This window comes from Chromobacterium aquaticum (assembly GCF_021129195.1).
Taxonomy (GTDB): domain Bacteria; phylum Pseudomonadota; class Gammaproteobacteria; order Burkholderiales; family Chromobacteriaceae; genus Chromobacterium; species Chromobacterium aquaticum.
The window spans coordinates 15,268-33,728 of sequence record NZ_JAJOHW010000066.1 but is presented as its reverse complement, the minus strand read 5'-3'; the positions used below and the strand labels follow the sequence as shown (position 1 = coordinate 33,728).

The 18,461-nt window shown below is 62.0% G+C and carries 13 protein-coding genes; 2 read left to right on the top strand and 11 right to left on the bottom strand.

Annotated elements, in window-relative coordinates:
* Nucleotides 1-114: 114 nt before the first annotated feature.
* Both LQT98_RS10860 and LQT98_RS10855 read right to left on the bottom strand, forming a co-directional pair.
* Nucleotides 115-1,044 (bottom strand): esterase/lipase family protein, encoded by a 930-nt coding sequence (locus LQT98_RS10860; protein WP_048411503.1) that lies wholly within the window; start codon nucleotides 1,042-1,044, stop codon nucleotides 115-117.
* A 295-nt stretch (nucleotides 1,045-1,339) separates the two neighbouring features.
* Entirely contained in the window at nucleotides 1,340-3,547 is a 2,208-nt protein-coding gene (locus LQT98_RS10855) for a patatin-like phospholipase family protein (RefSeq protein WP_231462339.1), read from the bottom strand.
* Nucleotides 3,548-3,762: 215 nt separating this feature from the next.
* Here LQT98_RS10855 and LQT98_RS10850 point away from each other — a divergent pair, with 215 nt between their 5' ends.
* Nucleotides 3,763-5,220, top strand: coding sequence for a PilZ domain-containing protein (locus LQT98_RS10850; protein WP_231462338.1), 1,458 nt, complete (start codon nucleotides 3,763-3,765; stop codon nucleotides 5,218-5,220).
* A gap of 61 nt (nucleotides 5,221-5,281) precedes the next feature.
* Here the strand turns inward: LQT98_RS10850 and LQT98_RS10845 are convergent, their stop codons facing one another.
* Both LQT98_RS10845 and LQT98_RS10840 read right to left on the bottom strand, forming a co-directional pair.
* The gene (locus LQT98_RS10845; protein ID WP_048411500.1) at nucleotides 5,282-6,484 is read right to left on the bottom strand and encodes an acetyl-CoA C-acyltransferase; all 1,203 of its coding nucleotides are present in this window, start codon (nucleotides 6,482-6,484) and stop codon (nucleotides 5,282-5,284) included.
* A gap of 194 nt (nucleotides 6,485-6,678) precedes the next feature.
* Nucleotides 6,679-9,054 carry a 3-hydroxyacyl-CoA dehydrogenase/enoyl-CoA hydratase family protein gene (locus LQT98_RS10840; RefSeq protein ID WP_048411499.1) on the bottom strand — a complete coding sequence of 792 codons (2,376 nt, stop codon included), beginning with the start codon at nucleotides 9,052-9,054 and terminating at the stop codon, nucleotides 6,679-6,681.
* Nucleotides 9,055-9,252: 198 nt separating this feature from the next.
* On the opposite strand from LQT98_RS10840, the gene LQT98_RS10835 reads away from it, so the two are divergent.
* The gene (locus LQT98_RS10835) at nucleotides 9,253-9,537 is read left to right on the top strand and encodes a hypothetical protein (protein WP_231462337.1); all 285 of its coding nucleotides are present in this window, start codon (nucleotides 9,253-9,255) and stop codon (nucleotides 9,535-9,537) included.
* Here LQT98_RS10835 and LQT98_RS10830 read toward each other — a convergent pair.
* The 7 genes from LQT98_RS10830 to LQT98_RS10800 all read right to left on the bottom strand — a co-directional run bounded on the left by LQT98_RS10830 (nucleotide 9,525) and on the right by LQT98_RS10800 (nucleotide 18,368).
* Nucleotides 9,525-10,979 carry an OmpP1/FadL family transporter gene (locus LQT98_RS10830; RefSeq protein ID WP_231462336.1) on the bottom strand — a complete coding sequence of 485 codons (1,455 nt, stop codon included), beginning with the start codon at nucleotides 10,977-10,979 and terminating at the stop codon, nucleotides 9,525-9,527. The genes LQT98_RS10835 and LQT98_RS10830 overlap by 13 nt on opposite strands.
* Before the next feature lie 184 nt (nucleotides 10,980-11,163).
* Nucleotides 11,164-11,541 (bottom strand): acyl-CoA thioesterase, encoded by a 378-nt coding sequence (locus LQT98_RS10825; protein ID WP_019102937.1) that lies wholly within the window; start codon nucleotides 11,539-11,541, stop codon nucleotides 11,164-11,166.
* Between the two features lie 127 nt (nucleotides 11,542-11,668).
* A complete protein-coding gene (locus LQT98_RS10820; protein ID WP_231462335.1) occupies nucleotides 11,669-14,122 on the bottom strand; it encodes an acyl-CoA dehydrogenase in 2,454 nt (817 codons plus the stop codon).
* A gap of 90 nt (nucleotides 14,123-14,212) precedes the next feature.
* Nucleotides 14,213-14,860, bottom strand: coding sequence for a TetR/AcrR family transcriptional regulator (locus LQT98_RS10815; protein WP_048410616.1), 648 nt, complete (start codon nucleotides 14,858-14,860; stop codon nucleotides 14,213-14,215).
* Between the two features lie 202 nt (nucleotides 14,861-15,062).
* Entirely contained in the window at nucleotides 15,063-16,250 is a 1,188-nt protein-coding gene (locus tag LQT98_RS10810) for an O-succinylhomoserine sulfhydrylase (RefSeq protein WP_048410617.1), read from the bottom strand.
* 265 nt (nucleotides 16,251-16,515) lie between these two features.
* A complete protein-coding gene (locus LQT98_RS10805; protein WP_048410618.1) occupies nucleotides 16,516-17,127 on the bottom strand; it encodes a M15 family metallopeptidase in 612 nt (203 codons plus the stop codon).
* 2 nt (nucleotides 17,128-17,129) lie between these two features.
* Nucleotides 17,130-18,368, bottom strand: a complete 1,239-nt coding sequence (locus tag LQT98_RS10800) for a D-amino acid dehydrogenase (protein WP_231462334.1) — start codon at nucleotides 18,366-18,368, stop codon at nucleotides 17,130-17,132.
* Nucleotides 18,369-18,461: the final 93 nt, after the last annotated feature.

Sequence of the window (18,461 nt, the reverse complement as noted above, 5' to 3'; positions counted from 1 at the left end):
CCAGCGGGGCCGTGCCGCCAGCCTGCGCCGCAGCGTCATCGGCGGCGGGCCAGCCCAGCCAGGCCAGCACGCCCAAGAGCAGCGCGCAGCCCCAAGCCATCCAGGCCCGCCGCATCACAGCCCCGCGTTCTTCAAACGGTTGGCCTGCTGCCGGTACAAGCTCACCGGGCTCACTTCGAACAGGCTGACCAGACCAAAGCTCTGATTGATCTCATTCATGTGATTCATCCGGTAATTATCGCGAATCACCTGCCCCAAATGCGCGGAGCACGCGCCGACCAGGCCATCGGTGGGCGTGGAGCCGAAAGCCAGCCCCAGCACGCCCATGGGCGCGGACAAGGGATCCAGCACATTGGTGACCGTGGCCGAACCGGTCCATGAGTAATAGCGGATGCCGTTCACCTGGTAGTCGCCCTCGCCGCAGGCGCTGCTCGGCACCCCTTGCGGAAACTTGGCGCTGAAGGCGGCGGAGCCGGCGGTGGTCAGCGAGTCCAGCGCCCCTGCCGGGTATTGCGGCTGGCCGGAAGTGCCGGCGAAGAACTGGATCACCGTGCTCAGCGCCTTGGCCACCGCGGCGGCCACCGCTTCCGACACCGATCCCGGGGGCGCGACGCCGCGCGCGATATCGGCCACCACCGAGCCCTTGTTGACCCCGCCCACCGACGTCACCGACGCCACCAGGTCCGGCCGCACGCCGGCCACGTAGCGCGCGGTGGGCGCGCCCTGGCTATGTCCGATCAGATTGACCTTGGCCGCGCCGGTGATGGCGATGATTTTTTGCACCTGCTGCAGCAACTGCTCGCCGCGCGCTTCATTGCTATTGAGCGCCGACACCTCGGCGATGAACACCTGGGCGCCGTCGCCGCGCAAGGCCGCCGGCACCTGGTAGAAATAATCCACCCCCAGTAATTGGCCGAAACCGAACAAGCCGTGGACCAGCACGATGGGGTAGCGGGTCTGGGTGTAGCCGGCCGCGGCATGGGCGGCGGTCAAGGGCAGCAGCAAACCCAGGCACAGCAGTACTCCGTGTAGCAACTTCTTCATGGTGTTTCTCCTCTAGTCGATGAAATGCGGGCTGAGTATTTACTCTGGTTTTTGGGCCCACGACTGTTGATAGGGGAAAGCCGGAAAAAACACCAGAATTATTCAAACGTTTGTATTTTTACGTAACATATCAACAACAGAAAATACATGAACTTAAAATTCAACCGTCCAAAAGATCAACAACAACGCCTGGCCACCGCTAGCGCCCACTAATGCCCAGTAAAAACAAAACGCTATATGGCTTGCGCCATATAGCGTTTTTGGTTTTCCCAACAGCGGATAAACCGAGATCAGTTCAATAGTCGGTACCCAGATAGAGATAGGCAGTCGGCTTGCCGCCTCTTGCCGTCCCCATGCCGACGAAGAACGGACCGATGATGGTGTCGGCGGCCAGGAACACCGAGCCGGCGGGAATCCAGTCGCTATTGCTCTGCGACCAATCGTTGGTCCCTACCCTGCCCCAGATTTTGCCCAATTCCATAGAAATACCGGCATAAACACCGGACCCCAAAGCCGCCGGCAGGCTGGATGCGCGCCAGTACAGCATGGAACGGAACAAGGATGAGCGCTCGCCGATCAACTCGGAATCCTGATAGCCGCTCAGGTTCAGGAAGCCGCCCAGCGATCTGGGCACCACCAGGAAAGCTTCGTCGTTGCCGCGGTTCAACGCTCCCTTGTTCTTGGCGCTGAGCCGCATCGTCACGCTGCCCAGGGTCTTGGCGTACTCCAGCACGGTGTCGTAACTCGTCAGATTGACATCGCTGCCCCAGGACGGAATGCTCTTGGTGACGCGGCCGCTGAAGAAATAGCCGGCGCGCGGCCATTTCGGATTGTCGAACTGATCGACCACCAGGCTGCTGGCAATGCCGGTATCTCGGTAGTTCGGCGGCACCACGCCGGGAAGCCATGACACCCGCGAGCTGAAATGGTTGTCGTCCCGGTACGCGCCTATCCGCCACTCGCCATAGCGCCCCAAGGCCAGGCCGCCATCCAGGCGCACGCTGCCGACATTATTATTCCACTCCAGATTCAGCGTGTGGTCAGAGTTGTAAACCGGCAGGAAGTCCTGGCGATAGCCCAGCGAGGCGGCGGTGAACACCGGGCTGCCTTCGTACAGCGGCTGATACCACTCGGTCTTGATCAGCTTGTTCTGGCCTATGGACACATCGTTGCGCCAGGCGCCGCCGGCGCTATTGGCGTTGCGCCATTCATGCGAGGCCAAGAAATTGAAGTTGCTCTCCCCCGGCGTCGCGCTGCTCAGATTCAGGCCAAAACGCATGAAATTAGGACCGATGCTGCGCTCCAGCGGCAGCACCGTCATCACATTACGGCCGGACACATTGTCGACGCGATAGGTCAACCGGTCGTAATCGCCGCCGGCGAACACGCCGCGCAGCCTGGATTGGGCGCTGCTGACCGGCTCAACCACCGAGGAGAAGGCCAGCGACTTGGCCAATTGCTCCGGCTTGGTGAACTGGCCGGGTTTACCCTCCACCTGGATCTTGTCTATCAGCGGGAAATGCGGCCGTGCCAGCCGGCGCCGCCACGCGGCGTACTCCTCCTCCGACACCGAATAGGCTTCCAGCTGCTTGGCCAGCGCCTTGGCGGCTGCCTCGCCGCGCTGGGTAATGGCCTGGTGCTCATTGAAGGAGGCCGAGGTGTAGCCGTTCAGATCCGGCTTGATCACGATGTCGCCCTTGTCCAGCTTGCGCATCTGCTCCTTGGCGTTGCGGCTGACCATTAGATTGGAGGTCTGCGCCACCACGTCGAACAGCGAATGGATTTCCCCCGCCTTCATCAGCGGCGTGGACACATCGACCACGATCACATGATCCGCGCAGCGGCCCTTGACGTCCTGGATAGGCAGGTTGCGCGCCAGGCCGCCATCCACCAGCAAGCGGCCCTCATCGTCCTCGATCAAGTCGAACAGACCCGGCACCGCCATGCTGGCGCGCAGCGCGCGCGCCAGCGAGCCCTGGGAGAACACCACCGGTTCGCCGGTGGCCAGATCGGTGGCGATGGCGCGGAACGGAATCGGCAATTGATCGAAATTGCCCACCACCCGATCGCGGGTCAGCTTGTGGATGTAAAGCTCGATTTCCTGGGAGTTGATCGCGCTGCGCGGCACGCCCAGGCCGTCTTTCTTCAGGCCGAAGGTAATGTCCAGATAGTTCTTGTAATCATCGCGCTTGCGGTCATAGGGCACATCGGCGCGCACCGGCTTGCCGGACAGCAAGGCCTCCCAGTCGGCGCCATCGAATTCGCGCTCCATCTGCTCCAGCGGCAAGCCATTTGCATAAATACCACCAATCAAGGCGCCGGCGCTGGTGCCGGCGATGCAAGCGATAGGCACCCGCAAACGCTCCAATTCCTTGAGCACCCCCAAATGGGCAAAACCCCGCGCGCCGCCGCCTCCCAGCACCAGACCCACGCCTTGCGGCGGATAGGCGTCGACCGCGGCTTCAGCGCCGGCCCAGGCCGTCTGCGCCAAAACACCGGCCAAGATCAAGCCCAGCAGCCGCTGCCGCCGATTCCCGTGATTGTTATTTGTAAGCATATGGGTAAATAATGAGAATTACCGTTTCACCCGCGCCTGCGCGTGGCGTAAGATATAGCGATATGCTAATGAAAACATAATTTCCTATAAAGCCGGGCTAAATGTTTGACTTCAAATCACTAGTCAGTTCCCTTCTGAACAAAAACACGACAGCGTCCGAAGTGGCGCAGTCAGCGACGCTATTAGTGCGCGATTTGCCGCAGGCCGAGTATTTCGGCGCCCTGGTCGAAATCATCAAGGCCGTCGCAAAAATCAATACCGACACCGAGATATCGCTCAAGGAACGTGTCAAGACCTTAGTCTATGTTGATGACAAGGCCAATAACATCCACCGCCAGCTGTGCCAGGATTATCTGCAGTCCAAGGGCGGCAGCAAGGGCTATCTGCCCACCATCCTCGCCTACTGGCATGAGCTGTCCTCCGCCTACCAGATCTGTCTGAGGCTCTACAAAAGCCATCCCAACGCCGTGCCCGACGACGAGATCCGCATCATCACCACCCGCGGCCTGCACCACCAGATGCGCCTGATCGCCTGGAATTCGCTGCGCTACCTGAAGCCGGAAGGCTCGGCCTGGCAGAACGGCTTCCGCTTTTACAGTCAGGCGGAGGAAAGCGGTTTCGCGCGCCATCCGGTCAAGCTGTACCTGAACAGTCCGGAAGAATTCAGCTGCGAGCAATTGCTGATCCAGGCCGGCATGCTGTTTCTGGCGCAGACCGACAATATGCTGCACCGGGAAATCGTCGCCGTTGATCAGTTGCTGATGATGTTGAGCCAGGGCATACCGCTGGACAAGCAGCCACCGGTGGAGGAACCCATCTTCGTCTACAATCTGTCGATGCCTGAGCCGCCGCAGGCGATGTTGCGCGGCATGGCCGGCAAATGGCACCGCTATTGGTCCGCCTATGTCATCACCAGCCGATTGGCTGATCTGATGTTCGATCTGGACCGCCGCATTCCGCCCGCCCTCGCCGCCATGGATGGCAATCTGGAGCGCGAGGAATGGGCCATTCTATGCGAAAAACTGGCCATCCGCTGGTCTACCGACGGCGGCAAGTCGCTGCGCAAGTCCGAGCGCTCCCTGCATGCGTCCAATGCGCTGGTCAATATCGGCTTCGAGCGCGTCGCTTACCAGGTCAAGGTTCAGGATGTGCAGGAGCACGATTCCGAGCGCGCCAGCGACTGGCGCATCAATGACATCAGCGCCACCGGCATGGGCCTCACCTTCATCGGCAAGGCGGTGGAACAGCTGGCCATCGGCCGCGTCATCCTGGTCAAGGCGGAGAATCACCCGCTGTTGCTGGGCGTGATCCGCCGGATACTGCGTCAGAGCAACGGCACCAAGGTCGGCATCGAGATCCTCGGTCAAAGCCCGGTCGGCGTATCGCTGCTGGACCCGGAGCGCCCGGAGTCGCCGCCGTCCACCGCGATCTACATCACCCAGCCCAATTCGCGCAAGGGCCAGCGCTGCTTCTTGATGCCCAAGGCCTTGACCCAGCCGGACAAGCAACTGGTACTGGCGGCGCAGGGCAAGTCCTACCAGATCCGCCTCAAGACGCCGCAGCATGAGTACGAGGATTGCAGCCACAGCGACTTCGACACCCTGTCCAAAGTCGACTGAGGCGCAATAAAAAACCGGCTCACCATCGCGAGCCGGTTTTTTTGCGTCGAAAAAACGCGTCTTACAGCACTTCGATGATGCCGGCTGCGCCCATGCCAGTGCCGATGCACATGGTCACCATGCCGTAACCCTTCTGGCCGGCGTCGCGCATGCCGTGCACCAGGGTGGCGGTGCGGATGGCGCCGGTGGCGCCCAGCGGGTGACCCAGGGCGATCGCGCCGCCATGCGGGTTGACCTTGGAAGTGTCCAGGTTCAGATCGCGGATCACCGCCAGCGCCTGAGCCGCAAACGCCTCGTTCAGTTCGATCCACTTCAGATCGTCCTGCTGCAGGCCTGCTTGCTTCAGCGCGGCCGGGATCGCCTCTTTCGGGCCGATGCCCATGATTTCCGGCGGCACGCCCTTGACCGCGAAAGTCACATAACGACCCAGCGGCGTCAGGTTGAACTCCTTGAGCACGCGCTCGGACACCAGAATCACCGCGCCGGCGCCATCGGACATCTGCGAGGAGTTGCCGGCGGTCACCGAACCCTTGGCGTCGAATACCGTCTTCAGCTTGGCCAGGCCTTCCAGCGTGGTTTCGCGACGCGGGCCTTCATCGGTGTCCAGCACCCGCTTCTTGACCAGCACTTCGCCGGTTTCCAGATTAGGCGTGCGGTAGATCGCTTCCAGCGGCGTGATCTCGCTCTTGAACTTGCCGCCGTCGATCGCGGCCAGCGCGCGGCGATGCGACTCCACCGCGAACGCGTCCTGATCTTCACGCGACACGCCCCATTGCTGCGCCACTTTCTCGGCGGTCAGGCCCATGCCGTAAGCGATGCCGTAGTTCTCATCCTTGCTGAAGATTTCCGGATTCAGCGACACCTTGTTGCCCATCATCGGCACCAGGGACATCGACTCGGAACCCGCGGCGATCACCACGTCGGCCTCGCCCAGGCGGATGCGGTCGGCGGCCATCTGCACCGCGTTGATGCCGGACGAGCAGTAACGGTTGATGGTGATGCCGCCCACGGTGTCGGGCAGACCGGCCAGCAGCACGCCGATGCGCGCCATGTTCAGACCCTGCTCCGCTTCCGGAAACGCGCAACCCACCACGCAATCGGAAATCAGCTTGGGGTCCAGGTTCGGCACCTGGGCCAGCGCGCCGGTGATCACATGCGCCAGCATGTCGTCCGGACGCACATTGCGCATCATGCCGCGCGGCGCCTTGCCCACCGGCGTGCGGGTGGCGGCGACGATGTAGGCTTCTTGTACTTGTTTGCTCATTTTTGATTCTCCTGTCGGCGGCCTGATCCGCGCTACGGCGATCAGGCGGCCTTTCATCTGGCTATTGGCCGTGCTTGCGGGAGGATTCGTCGCGAGCGGGCCGAGATCGAAGCGAGAAGCGCAGCCGTACATGCGGTACGGCGAGCATCGCAGCATTCGATATCGGCGCGCGCAGCAGAATCATCCCCAAGCACTTAGTTGCGCAGCGGCTTGCCGGTGGTCAACATATTGGCAATGCGATCCTGGGTCTTGGAGTTCTTCAGCAAGGTCATGAAGGCCTTGCGTTCCAGGTCCAGAATCCACTGCTCATTGACCAGGGTGCCGGCTTCGATGTCGCCGCCGGTCATCACGTCGGCGATCAGGCCGGCGATGAAGAAGTCATGCTTGGAAATGAAGTTGCCTTCCAGCATGTTCACCAACTGGCCCTTGATCGACGCGGCGCCGCTGCGGCCGGCCACCGGGAAGCCCTTGACCTTGAGCGGCGGACGATAGCCGGCCTCGGCCAGCGCGATCGCCTGCTGTTTGGCCACGTGCAGCAGCTCGTAGGCGTTGAACACCACCGGGTCGCCGTTGCGGAAGAAGCCGATTTCCTGCGCCTCGAAGCCGCTGGTGGCCACTTTGGCGGTGGCGATGGCCATGAAGTAGTCCTTCAGCGCGGCCAGTACATCGCCGCGCGCCTCCTGAGCGGCGCGCAGCGCGAACTCCTTGCAACCGCCGCCGCCCGGCAGCAGGCCAACGCCCACTTCCACCAGGCCGACATAGGATTCCAGCGCCGCCACGGTCTTGTCGCAGTGCATCGCGAATTCGCAGCCACCGCCGAACACATAGCCCTGGGTCGCCGCCACCGTCGGTACCTGGCAATAGCGCAGGCGCATCGAGGTTTCCTGGAAGCGGCGCACCGTCGCGTCGATCGCGTCCCAGTCGCCCATCATGAAGGCCGGCATCATAGACTGCAGATCGGCGCCAACGGAGAACGGCTCCTCGGTCTGCCAGATCACCAAGCCCTTGAAGCGGTCTTCGGCGATGTCGATGGCCTTGTTCAAGCCCTCGATCACGGCCGGACCGATCGCGTGCGCCTTGCTCTTGAACGACACCACCAATACTTCGTCGCCGGTGGTGAAGGCGCGCACGCCCTCGTTCTCGAACACGGTTTCGCCCAGCGGCGCCGCCGCCTCGCCCAGCACCTTGGCCGGCGCCAGCTGGCGCTGGTACACGTCCAGCGTGGAACGGCCCACCAGCTTGTTGCCGGCCGGATCGAAGGAACCTTCGGCGAAGTGCACGCCGGCGCGGTCGCCCTGCAGCACCCAGGCCGGCAGCGCGGCGGCGCTCAGCGCCTTGCCGGCTTTCACGTCTTCGTCCAGCCACTTGGCCACTTGCTGCCAACCGGCGGCCTGCCAGGTTTCGAACGGACCCACGCTCCAGCCGAAGCCCCAGCGGATGGCGAAGTCGACATCGCGCGCGCAGTTGGCGATATCGGCCAGATGGTGGGAAATGTAATGGAACACATCGCGGAAACATGCCCACAGGAATTGCGCCTGCGGGTGGCTGCTCTCGCGCAGTTTCTGGAATTTTTCCGCCGGATTGGCGATCTTCAGGATGTCCTTGACCGCGTCGTCGCCCTTCTCGCCGGCGCCGACATACTCGCCCTTGGCCGGGTCCAGCACCAACATGCGCTTGCCGTCTTTCTTATAGATGCCGGCCTTGGTCTTGGCGCCCAGCGCGCCGGCGGCGATCAGCTTCTGCATCCATTCCGGGGTCTGGAACAGGCCATGCCACGGATCTTGCGGCAGGGTGTCCTGCATGGTCTTGACCACGTGGGCGAAGGTATCCAGGCCCACCACGTCGGCGGTGCGGAAAGTGGCGGACTTGGGGCGGCCCAGGCGCGGGCCGGTCAGATCGTCCACCACATCGAAGCGGATGCCAAACTTGGCCGCGTTGGCGATGGTGGCCAGCATAGAGAACACGCCGATGCGGTTGGCGACGAAGTTGGGCGTATCCTTGGCGCGCACCACGCCCTTGCCCAGGCTGGACACCAGGAAGCGCTCCAGATTATCCAGGATGTGAGCGTCCGAGGTCAGGCAGGGAATGATTTCCACCAGGTGCATATAGCGCGGCGGATTGAAGAAATGCACGCCGCAGAAACGCGGGCGCACGCTGTCCGGGCAGCCCTGCGCCAGGGTGTTGATCGACAGGCCGGAAGTATTGGTGGCGAAAATGGTGTGCTCACCCAGATGCGGCGCCACTTTGTGGTACAGGTCCACTTTCCAGTCCATGCGCTCGGCGATGGCCTCGATCACCAGGTCGCAATCCTTCAAGAGGTGCAGATGGTCGTCGTAATTGGCCGGCTGAATGTGGTTGACGGCATCCTTGTTGGCCAAGGGCGCCGGCTTCTGCTTTTTCAGGCCTTCCAGCGCCTTGAGCACGATGCCGTTCTTGTCGCCTTCCTTGGCCGGCAGATCGAACAGGATGGTCGGAACTTTGGCATTCACCAGATGGGCGGCGATTTGAGCGCCCATCACGCCAGCGCCTAGCACGGCGACCTTGCGTACGTTGAACTTGGTTTGAGACATGGTTTCCTCGTTTTGTTGAAACACAACATGAGACAGGCCCCTCTCGCCTGCTCAGCCTGCTTCAAGGACGGGCGTTGTTCGTCCTTGCGCTGAGTCGGCGGCGCGCCGCCGCTACAGCCGGCACTACTCGGCTGGTCGGAAGTGCTTGTGTAATACCCGGCCAGCCCGGCTCTCTTGCCCGGATGGGAATGCTTTCCCATGCCATGGCGGATAGCCATCAATCTACTGAAAAACCGGCTTGGCAGCCATAGCAAACACCGCCAAGCGCAGTCAGGAAAAGTCTGTATTGAAAAATATCAAACACTCGCTTTTCTCTCGAATAAGTCTAACCCAATTTGGGCAAAAAAACAGGGGGTGTTCGATGAAAAATCAGGGCAAAAAGCAGCCAGCCAGGTCGGCCAACAACGCAAGCAGGGGCGAGCGCAAGCGCCCGCCCCTCCACTCAGCCGGACCCGCCGGCCGGATCAAAATCAGAAGCGATAGTTGTACTGCAGGCCGATCAACTGCAGATAGGTCTTGTAGCTACCTTTGACCGTGCCGCCGTTGCCAGTGCAGGCACCATTGTTACCAGAAGGGCTGCACGCATCAGTGTAGTTCACATTGGCATTTGCAAAGTTGATGAAGCTATATGCAAAGTCGACCGAGCTCTGCTTGTTGATCTTGTAGTTGGCGCCCAGCGACAACCACAGACGATCGCTGTCCGGGATAGCCGGATGACGGTCATTATCAGACTTCAGCGGCGATTGCTCCCAAGCCACGCCACCACGGAACAGCCAGGCATCGTTGTACAGGTAGTTGGCGCCCAAAGACACACGCCATGTATCACGCCAGTTCTGATGAATTGTGATATCCCCCTGAGAGACACCATTCACCGTACCCTGCTTGATAACAATATCCTTCATTTGCGAATTGGCCACCCAGGTCACATCGCCCATTACCGCCCACTTCGAATTCAACTGATGGAAGAAGTTAGCCGACGCGGTCTCCGGGGTCGTCACATCTACAGTTGCACTCGTATCCGGGTGCTTCTTCGCACTCAAATAAGCCGGAAGATTGGGAATGCCGAGCCCTGCCAAATTACCCTTCACATTAGAGAAATCCCAATCCGCCGTTCCCTCTAGCTTCTGCTTGATCGCTGAGCGATATGCAAGGCCGAATCGAGTATTTTCATCCAAAGTAAACATATAACCGACGTTCCAGCCAAACCCCCAATCATCGCCAGAGATGCGAGCCGTACCATCCCCAGACACGCCCAAGGCATTAAGCTGCCCTTGCACCAATGCACCGCCAACGACATTGGGATTCATTCCATTTGCGCCAGCCAGCAACTGACCAATCCCCGTACGCACATCCGCAGCTTGCTGCAAAGTGGCATCAAGATACTGGGCCGAAACACCAAAGCCAAACGCATGACGGTCATCCAACTTGAATGACATGCTTGGATTAATATTGAAGGACTTTAGGTCAACATTTTGCAAGGCATAGCGTCCGGCCCAGCCACTGTCATAATCTAACTTTGCACCATACGGAACAAAGACGCCCACGCCCAAGTTAATCTTTTCGTTCAGTTTGTGCGACAAATAAAAGTTAGGCGCAACCACCACCGAAGGCGCAAAAGAGCCCCCATTACCACCACCAGTGGGCTTATTGGCAAAATTGGTAGAGCCATTGTCGGTATATTCAGAATGCGGCACCACAAAGGTAAGACCGCCGGAAAACTGGGTGCCGTCCAGCCGCGACAGGCCGGCCGGGTTGGCGAAGATGGTGGAAGGATCGTTGGCTTCGGCGCCGTTGGCATGCGCGGTGCCCTGGCCGGACACGCTCTGCGAACCAAACTGATAACCCGAGGCCACGGCCTGGGTGGACATTAGACCGAATGTTGCGCCCATGACCATCACGGACAGGCTGAGGTGCTTGAGTTTCATGTTCTCCCTCTCTCTTTGTATTGCTGTAGCGTTTTATGATTTAGATGACCAATGGCACGCACTGGTCATATTTGATGCTACCAGAGAATTAGAGCAATTCCACCAAGGTTTTGGAGTGTTTGTTCCAAACAAACGTTTAATGAGACATTTCTACAACAAGCACGCAAAAAAGCACCGAAATGCGCTAAATATCGCCCAAAAGTCGCGATTTTCCATCGCAATCAACGGCCACATAGGTGGCCACCACCTCGGTGATCGCCTCGTGCGAGCCATCGATGCGCTCCGCCTCGACCGTGATTTTCAGGGTGATGGATTTCTGGCCTATCCTCAGCCTCTCGACATAAAGATCCACCACATCGCCCAGCAGGATGGGCGCGGCGAACTGGAAGGTGTTCACCGCCACCGTGGTCACCGGCCCGCGAGACAGGCGTTCGGCATCCAGGCTGCCGGCCATGTCGATCTGGTTCATCAGCCAGCCGGCCTGGACCCGGCCGTAAGCATTGGTGCTGGTGGGCAGCGCGCGCACGCGCAGCGTCGGGATCCGGACTTCAGGGCGGTCCATGCTTGCTCCTTTGTTATTATGCGCCGCTCGGCGCCTGCGACTTGGCGGCATTTCAGCCAAGCGGCCGCCTCGACGGCCGCTTGGCTGAAATGCCGGGATCGCTCCCGGCAAATCTTACCCTCTAGGCTCAGAAGATCAAGCGTTGCAACAGCTTATCGTCGTGCTGTTCCAGCATCTTGTCGAAATCGTCCACCATGATCACGTCGCGCTTGAGCTTGCGCGCGCGGCTGACGGCGTCGAATTCGGCCTGGCTCAACACGCCACCCTGCAAGGCTTCCGCCAGACGCTCGCGCGCAGTCACGGTCTTGAATTGGCCGTCGCGCGCCAGTTTGCGCAACTTCTGCTCCAGCGGCTCGGTCGCAAGCACCGCTTCCAACGCGTGCGCCAGCACGCCCACCGCATCGGTTTCTTCCTTGGGCAGATACATGCCGCGGATCAGCCGCTCGCGGGTGGCGCCGGGCTCCATCATCGCGCGGGCGATCTTGGTGCCTACACGGTCGGACGCCGGCTTCAGCGTCAGGCCCCACGGGAAGATCAGCTTGCGCAGCACTGCCGCCAGCATGCGGCTGGGCAGGTTGGCCAGGAAGCCGTCCATCGCCTGCTGCACATCGTACAAGGCGTTTTCCACCGACCATTGCAGCAGCGCCAGGTCTTCCTTGGGCGCGCCGTCGCGCTCGAAGCGCTTCAGGCAAGCCGAGGCGATATAGAGGCCGGACAGCATGTCGCCCAGACGCGCGGACAACTTCTCGCGGAATTTCAGGCTGCCGCCCAGGCTGAACATCGCCATATCGGACAGCAAGGCGAAGGCGCTGGAGAAACGGGTCAGCCGGCGATAGTAGACACCCACCTCGCCGCCGCGCGGCGCGCCGACGAAACGGGCGCCGCTCAGGCCCAGCCACAGCGAACGCACCACATTGCTGATCACGAAGTTGATGTGGCCGGTGATGGCGGCGTCGAATTCCTTGCCGTCATTGGCCATCGCCGCCTTCATCTCGCGCAGCACGAAGGGATGGCAGCGGATCGCGCCCTGACCGTAGATGATCATCGAACGGGTCAGGATGTTGGCGCCTTCCACGGTGATGCCGATCGGAATCGCCTGATAGGCGCGCGCCAGATAGTTGCGCGGGCCCAGCACCACCGCCTTGCCTCCATGGATGTCCATCGCGTCGTTGATGGCTTTGCGCATGCGCTCGGTATTGTGGTACTTGAGGATGGCGGACAACACCGACGGTTTTTCACCATTGTCGAGACCGGTCAGCGCCAGGTCTTGCGACGCTTCCATCTGATAGGTGTAGCCACCGATGCGCGCCATCGCCTCGTCCACGCCCTCGAACTTGCCGATGGGCAGACCAAACTGATCGCGGATGCGCGCATAGGCGCCGGTAACGAAGGTGCTCATCTTGCCGGAAGCCACCGACATCGCCGGCAGGGAGATGCAACGGCCCACCGACAGGCATTCGACCAACATGCGCCAGCCCTGGCCGGCGAATTCGCGGCCGCCGATGATCCAGTCCAGCGGAATGAACACGTCCTTGCCCCAGGTCGGGCCGTTCATGAAGGCGGCGCCGCCCGGGAAATGGCGACGGCCGATGGCCACGCCTTCGTGCTCGGTGGGCACCAGCGCGCAGGTGATGCCCAGGTCCTCTTTATCGCCCAGCAGATGCTCGGGGTCGTACATCTTGAACGCCAGGCCCAGGATGGTGGCCACCGGGGCCAGCGTGATCCAGCGCTTTTCCCAGCTGACGCGCAGGCCGAGCACGTCGTCGAAACGCTCGCCGGTGCGCGGATGGGTGTAGGAACCGCGGCAGACGATGCCGTAGTCGGGAATGCTACCGGCGTCCGAGCCCGCGTAGGGGCTGGTCAGCGCGAAGCACGGGATCTCCTGACCCTTGGCCAGACGCGGCAGATAATAATCCTTCTGCGCCTCGGTGCCGTAATGCTGCAGCAATTCGCCCGGGCCCAGGGAATTGGGCACCATCACCGATACCGCGGCGGTGCCGCCGCGGGTGGCGATCTTGGTCACCACCTTGGCGTGAGCATAGTTGGAGAATTCCAGGCCGCCGTACTGCTTCTTGACGATCATGCCCAGGAAGCCGTTGTCCTTGATGAACTGCCACACTTCCGGCGGCAGATCCTTCAGCTCGTGGGTGATCTTCCAATCGTCAATCATCGCGCACAGCTGCTCGGTGGGACCGTCGATGAAGGCCTGCTCCTCCGGCGTCAGCTTGGGATCGGGAAAGGACAGCAGGCGGTTCCAGTCCGGTTTGCCGGAGAACAGGTCGCGATCCCACCATACCGTGCCGGCGTTGATGGCCTCCTGCTCGGTCTGGGACATCGCCGGCGTGATTTTCTTGAACACGCCGAATACCGGGCCGGTGAACACGGCGCGGCGCAGCGGCGGAAGATTGAGAACGGCGGCGATCACCGCAAAAACAACCCAAGCAGCCGGCGGCAGCGGGCAATGGAAGACGAACTGGAGCGCGGCTAGCCAGGCGGCCAGCCCCACGGTCCAGGCCAGAACAGGCGCGCGGAAATACGCCAGCGCGCCCAGCAGCACGACCAGAACAACGGCAGATATCATTTTGTTTTACCCTCGTGTTGACCCTTCCGTTCCGGCGGCAACAGCAAGGGACGCGGCGATGATTGCCCCGCCCTGCCCTGCGCTCCGGAATCAGCCTTCCATGGGCGCGACCAAGCCAGCCATCACAAAGGGCACGAGGTATTTGACTATCATGTCCGGATCGCGCGCGCTGACGATCTGACTGCGCGTGAAAATCTTCAGCACATCATTGCCGGCGAAGGCGTTGAACATGACGCTGAATGCAAGATGCATTCTCCAGGCCAGCTGCTCCGTGTCCAGCATAGGCAAGGCGCGCTGAAACGCGCGGCTATACCGCTGGACGAACACGCTGTACTGCTGGGAGATGGTTTCGCGCAACAGGCGGTGGTTTTCCACCAGTGTGCGCGACAACAGGCGCACGAACATCGCCCCGCCGCGCGACGGGTCCTTGGACAGTGACAGACAGGGCCGTATGAACGACAGCACCAGGCCTTCCACTGCTAGTTTCTCCTCCGAGGCCTCCGCCTCCAGCTTGTCCAGTTCCGCCAGGCAGTCCGCAATCAGCGGTGCCAGCCTGCGCATGAACACGGACTCGAACAACGCGTCCTTGGAGCCGAAGTGATAATTCACCGCGGCCAGGTTTACCTCGGCTTGCTGGGTGATCATGCGCAGCGAGGTCGCTTCGAAACCGTGCTCCACAAACAAGCGTTCTGCAACGTCAAGAATGCGGGTGGAGGTATCGGGGCGGCTTGCTTCCATGTTCTCCAGTGCCTTTTTTGTATTTGCTGGTTTTATGGTCTTGCTCATTTCAGCTTTCGAACAAGCGTTTCAAACTTACGTTTTAATTTGACGAATGTCAAGACATGTCTCGACGGCGCTCGGGCCAAACTCTCAGGGCGGCAACAAAAGCGGCAGTCCGTATTTTAGACTGCCGTTTGAATGAAACACATGTTGAAAGCTTTTAGTCAAGGCCGCGCGCCAAATCCCGCTTCAGATCCTCGACATGCTCCAGGCCCACCGCCACCCGCAACAGGCCTTCGACGATGCCAGCCTTGGACCTGGCTTCCGGCGTGATGCGGGCGTGGGTGGTGGACGCGGGATGCGTAATGGTGGACTTGACGTCGCCCAGGTTGGCGGTGCGCGAAATCAGCTGCACCCGATCCACCACGCGCCAAGCCTCGGCCCTGCCCCCCTTGACCACGAAGGACACCACCGCGCCGCCGCCGCTTTGCTGGCGCAGCGCCAGCTCATGCTGCGGATGACTGGCCAGACCTGGGTAGAACACCCGCTCCACCGCCGGCTGCGCCTCCAACCAGCGCGCCAACTCCAGCGCGTTGGCGCTGTGCTTTTCCATCCGCAGATGCAGGGTTTCCATGCCGGAGAGCAGGGTCCAGGCATTGAACGGCGCCAACGTCGGCCCGGCGGTGCGCACATGCAAATAAATCTGTTCGATCAGCGCGTCGCTGCCCACCACCGCGCCGCCCATCACCCGGCCGTGGCCGTCCAGGTATTTGGTGGCCGAATGCATCACCAGATCGGCGCCCAGGCGCAGCGGCCGCTGCAAGGCCGGGGAACAGAAGCTGTTGTCCACCACCAGCAAGGCGCCGTGTTGATGGGCAATGTCGGCAATGGCGGCGATGTCCGCGATTTCGGTCAGCGGATTGGACGGTGTCTCCAGGAACAACAGCCGGGTACTCGGCCGCAACGCATCGCGCCAGGCTTGCAGATCGGTGGCGTCGACAAAGGTGGTTTCCACCCCGAACTTGGCCAACAGGCCGGCGAATAGATTGGTGGTGGAACCGAACAGGCTTTGCGAGGACAGGATGTGATCGCCGGCCTTGAGCAAGCTCATCATGATGGCTTGTATCGCCGCCATGCCGGTGGCGGTGGCGATCGCGCGCTCGCCGTCCTCCATCAGCGCCAGCCGCTGCTGAAAGGCGGCAACGGTGGGATTGGTGAAACGGGAATAGGTGTAACCGTCCAGTTCGCCCAGGAACATGGCGGCGGCCTGTTCCGCCGAATCATAAGTGAAGCTGGAAGTCAGATGCAGGCTTTGGCTGTGTTCGCGATATTCGCTGATTTCACGGCCGCCGCGGATTGCCTGGGTTTCCGGGTGCCAACAGGCTTGTTCGGTATTGTCGGATGCCATTGATGTTTCTCTGCTGGTGCTTCGAAGAACCTGTTCACGATCTGCTGCGCGTCGGCGATACGGCGTTGAAGCCGTCCTCGAAATGCTCATGTACCATGTGTACACTCCGCTTTCTCAGCCGCATGGCCTTGTCTCGCCTTAGCTCGCGAGATCGTGAACAGGCGCTAAGGATAAGGCCAACGGCCATATTGCCTGAAAATTCGCGGTTTGCTAAATGCCTGCCGGGCATAAAGCCGCCAGCGCGGCGGCATTAGCGCGGATCCGTCTACTCGATCAGCAGCATATGGGCGCGCACCCAGTTGCGCTCCGCCGCCTCGAAATGCCACCACTCGGTGGCGATGCCGTAAAAGCCGGCCTCCAGCATGCAGCCGCGCAGCAGCAGGCGATTGTCCAGCTGCGCCGCGCTCAGCCGCCCGGTCCGCGTCAGCTCCGGCTCGCGCTGCGGCTGGGCCAGTTCGGTGAAGTCGTCGAACCCGGTGCCCATGTCCAGCTCGCGCCCCTCCGCGTCCTCCACGCTCAGGTCCACCGCCATGCCGAAGCTGTGAATCGAGCCGCGCGCCGGATCGGCCACATAAATGCGCTGCGGCGTGTCCTTGACAATATCCCACAGCACCCGCTGCACCCGCCCCGGGCGTAGCGCGTCGAATACCCGCAGCCGGTACCCCGGCCGCTGCAGGCTCAGCGCCCGCGCCGCCTGGGACAGTTGCTCGGCGGCGCGACGGTGCAGCAAGGCCGGCGCCGCGTCGCCGTACAGATTGCGCCCAACGAAATTGTTGGCGCAGGCATAGCGCAAATCCAGCCGCACGCCGTCGATATCGGCTATCGACAGATACTCCGGATGCGCCGCCAACTCCTCCATGCGGATTACCGCGCTCATCATCACTCTCCTCCGCCTTCTCTCGCCGCCATGGCCTGGGCCAGTTGTTCAGCGCTGCCCAGCGCCAGCGTAAAACCCAGTGCGCCGTGCCCCAGGTTCAGCCAAAGATTGGCCGGACCGCCGCGTGCGCGGCCAATCAAGGGCAGGCCGTCCGGCGTTGCCGGCCGCAGCCCCGCCCACTCCTCCGCCTGTTCCAGTCTCCCCGCTTGCGGCCAATCGCGCGCCAACTGCCGCCGCAAGCCGGCCAAGCGCACCGGGTCCGGACGCTCCTCGTAGCCAACCAAGTCCGCGATGGCAGCCACCCGCAAGCGTCCGCCTATCGGCGCGTACAGTGTCTTGCGCTCGAAATCGGTGACGCTGAGACGGGGCAGCGCCGCGCCCGCCGGCATGTCCAAGCTATAGCCCTTCAATGGATACAGCGGCAGCCGCAGGCCCAGTTTGCGCGCCAGCCCCGCGCCGCCGATACCGGCGGCCAACACCAGATGCCGGCAAGACAACGCCTCGCCGGGCAATAAAACCCGGCTTATCCGCCCCCGGACCAGTTCGAAGCCGCAGACCTCCTGGCCAAAGCGAAACTCTACATCCAAGCCCTCCTCGCGTATCCGCCGCTGCATGGCCTGGCAAAACAGGCGGCAATCCGCCACTTCCTCATCCGGCGTATGCACGCCGCCGGCCAGCGCGCCGTCGAAGCCGGCCAAGGCGGGCTCCAGCGCCAGGCAGGCGTGCGCATCCAGCAACTGCTGGCGCGCGCCCAAGGCGCGCAGACGCTCCACGCCACTGCGCGCGCGCTCCAACGCCGCGGCGCTGCGAAACAACACCAGCTTGCCATTGCGCCGCCAGGCGAAGCCATCCAGCCCATCGGCGCGCAGCGCGTCCAGCGCCTGCTGGCTTGCTTGCGCCAAGCGCCATAGGCTAGCGGTGCCGGCGCGGTTGGCGCGGTTGCTGCAAGCCAGCAGGAAGCGCCACAGCCACAGCCATTGCGCCGGATCGCAACGCAGGCGCAAACGCATCGGCGCGTCCCGATCCCATAGCCAGGCCAAGGCCTTGGCCGGCACCCCGGCGTCGGCCAGCGGCGCGACATAGCTATAGCTCAGTTGACCGCCGTTGGCGTGGCTGGCCCCGGCCGCCACCTGATCATGGCGCTCCAGCAAGGTCACCGGCCAGCCGGCGCGCGCCAGCCGCCACGCGCCGCACAAGCCGATCACACCGCCGCCTATGATCAGCACTCTATCCCCGTTCATGCCCCATCCTCTCGCGCCGCCACCGGTCGTCGCGTCTCGCGCAAACCGGCCAGGCGGCCTAGCCCATGGACCGGCAAGCGCAACTGACGGACA

Excerpts from the sequence above, each read along its gene's own strand:
- LQT98_RS10860 (WP_048411503.1), bottom strand. The coding sequence starts at position 1,044 with ATGAAGAAGTTGCTACACGGAGTACTGCTGTGCCTGGGTTTGCTGCTG.
- LQT98_RS10845 (WP_048411500.1), bottom strand. The coding sequence starts at position 6,484 with ATGAGCAAACAAGTACAAGAAGCCTACATCGTCGCCGCCACCCGCACG.
- LQT98_RS10840 (WP_048411499.1), bottom strand. The coding sequence starts at position 9,054 with ATGTCTCAAACCAAGTTCAACGTACGCAAGGTCGCCGTGCTAGGCGCT.
- LQT98_RS10835 (WP_231462337.1), top strand. The coding sequence starts at position 9,253 with ATGCCATGGCGGATAGCCATCAATCTACTGAAAAACCGGCTTGGCAGC.
- LQT98_RS10830 (WP_231462336.1), bottom strand. The coding sequence starts at position 10,979 with ATGAAACTCAAGCACCTCAGCCTGTCCGTGATGGTCATGGGCGCAACA.
- LQT98_RS10825 (WP_019102937.1), bottom strand. The coding sequence starts at position 11,541 with ATGGACCGCCCTGAAGTCCGGATCCCGACGCTGCGCGTGCGCGCGCTG.
- LQT98_RS10820 (WP_231462335.1), bottom strand. The coding sequence starts at position 14,122 with ATGATATCTGCCGTTGTTCTGGTCGTGCTGCTGGGCGCGCTGGCGTAT.
- LQT98_RS10815 (WP_048410616.1), bottom strand. The coding sequence starts at position 14,860 with ATGGAAGCAAGCCGCCCCGATACCTCCACCCGCATTCTTGACGTTGCA.
- LQT98_RS10810 (WP_048410617.1), bottom strand. The coding sequence starts at position 16,250 with ATGGCATCCGACAATACCGAACAAGCCTGTTGGCACCCGGAAACCCAG.
- LQT98_RS10805 (WP_048410618.1), bottom strand. The coding sequence starts at position 17,127 with ATGAGCGCGGTAATCCGCATGGAGGAGTTGGCGGCGCATCCGGAGTAT.
- LQT98_RS10800 (WP_231462334.1), bottom strand. The coding sequence starts at position 18,368 with ATGAACGGGGATAGAGTGCTGATCATAGGCGGCGGTGTGATCGGCTTG.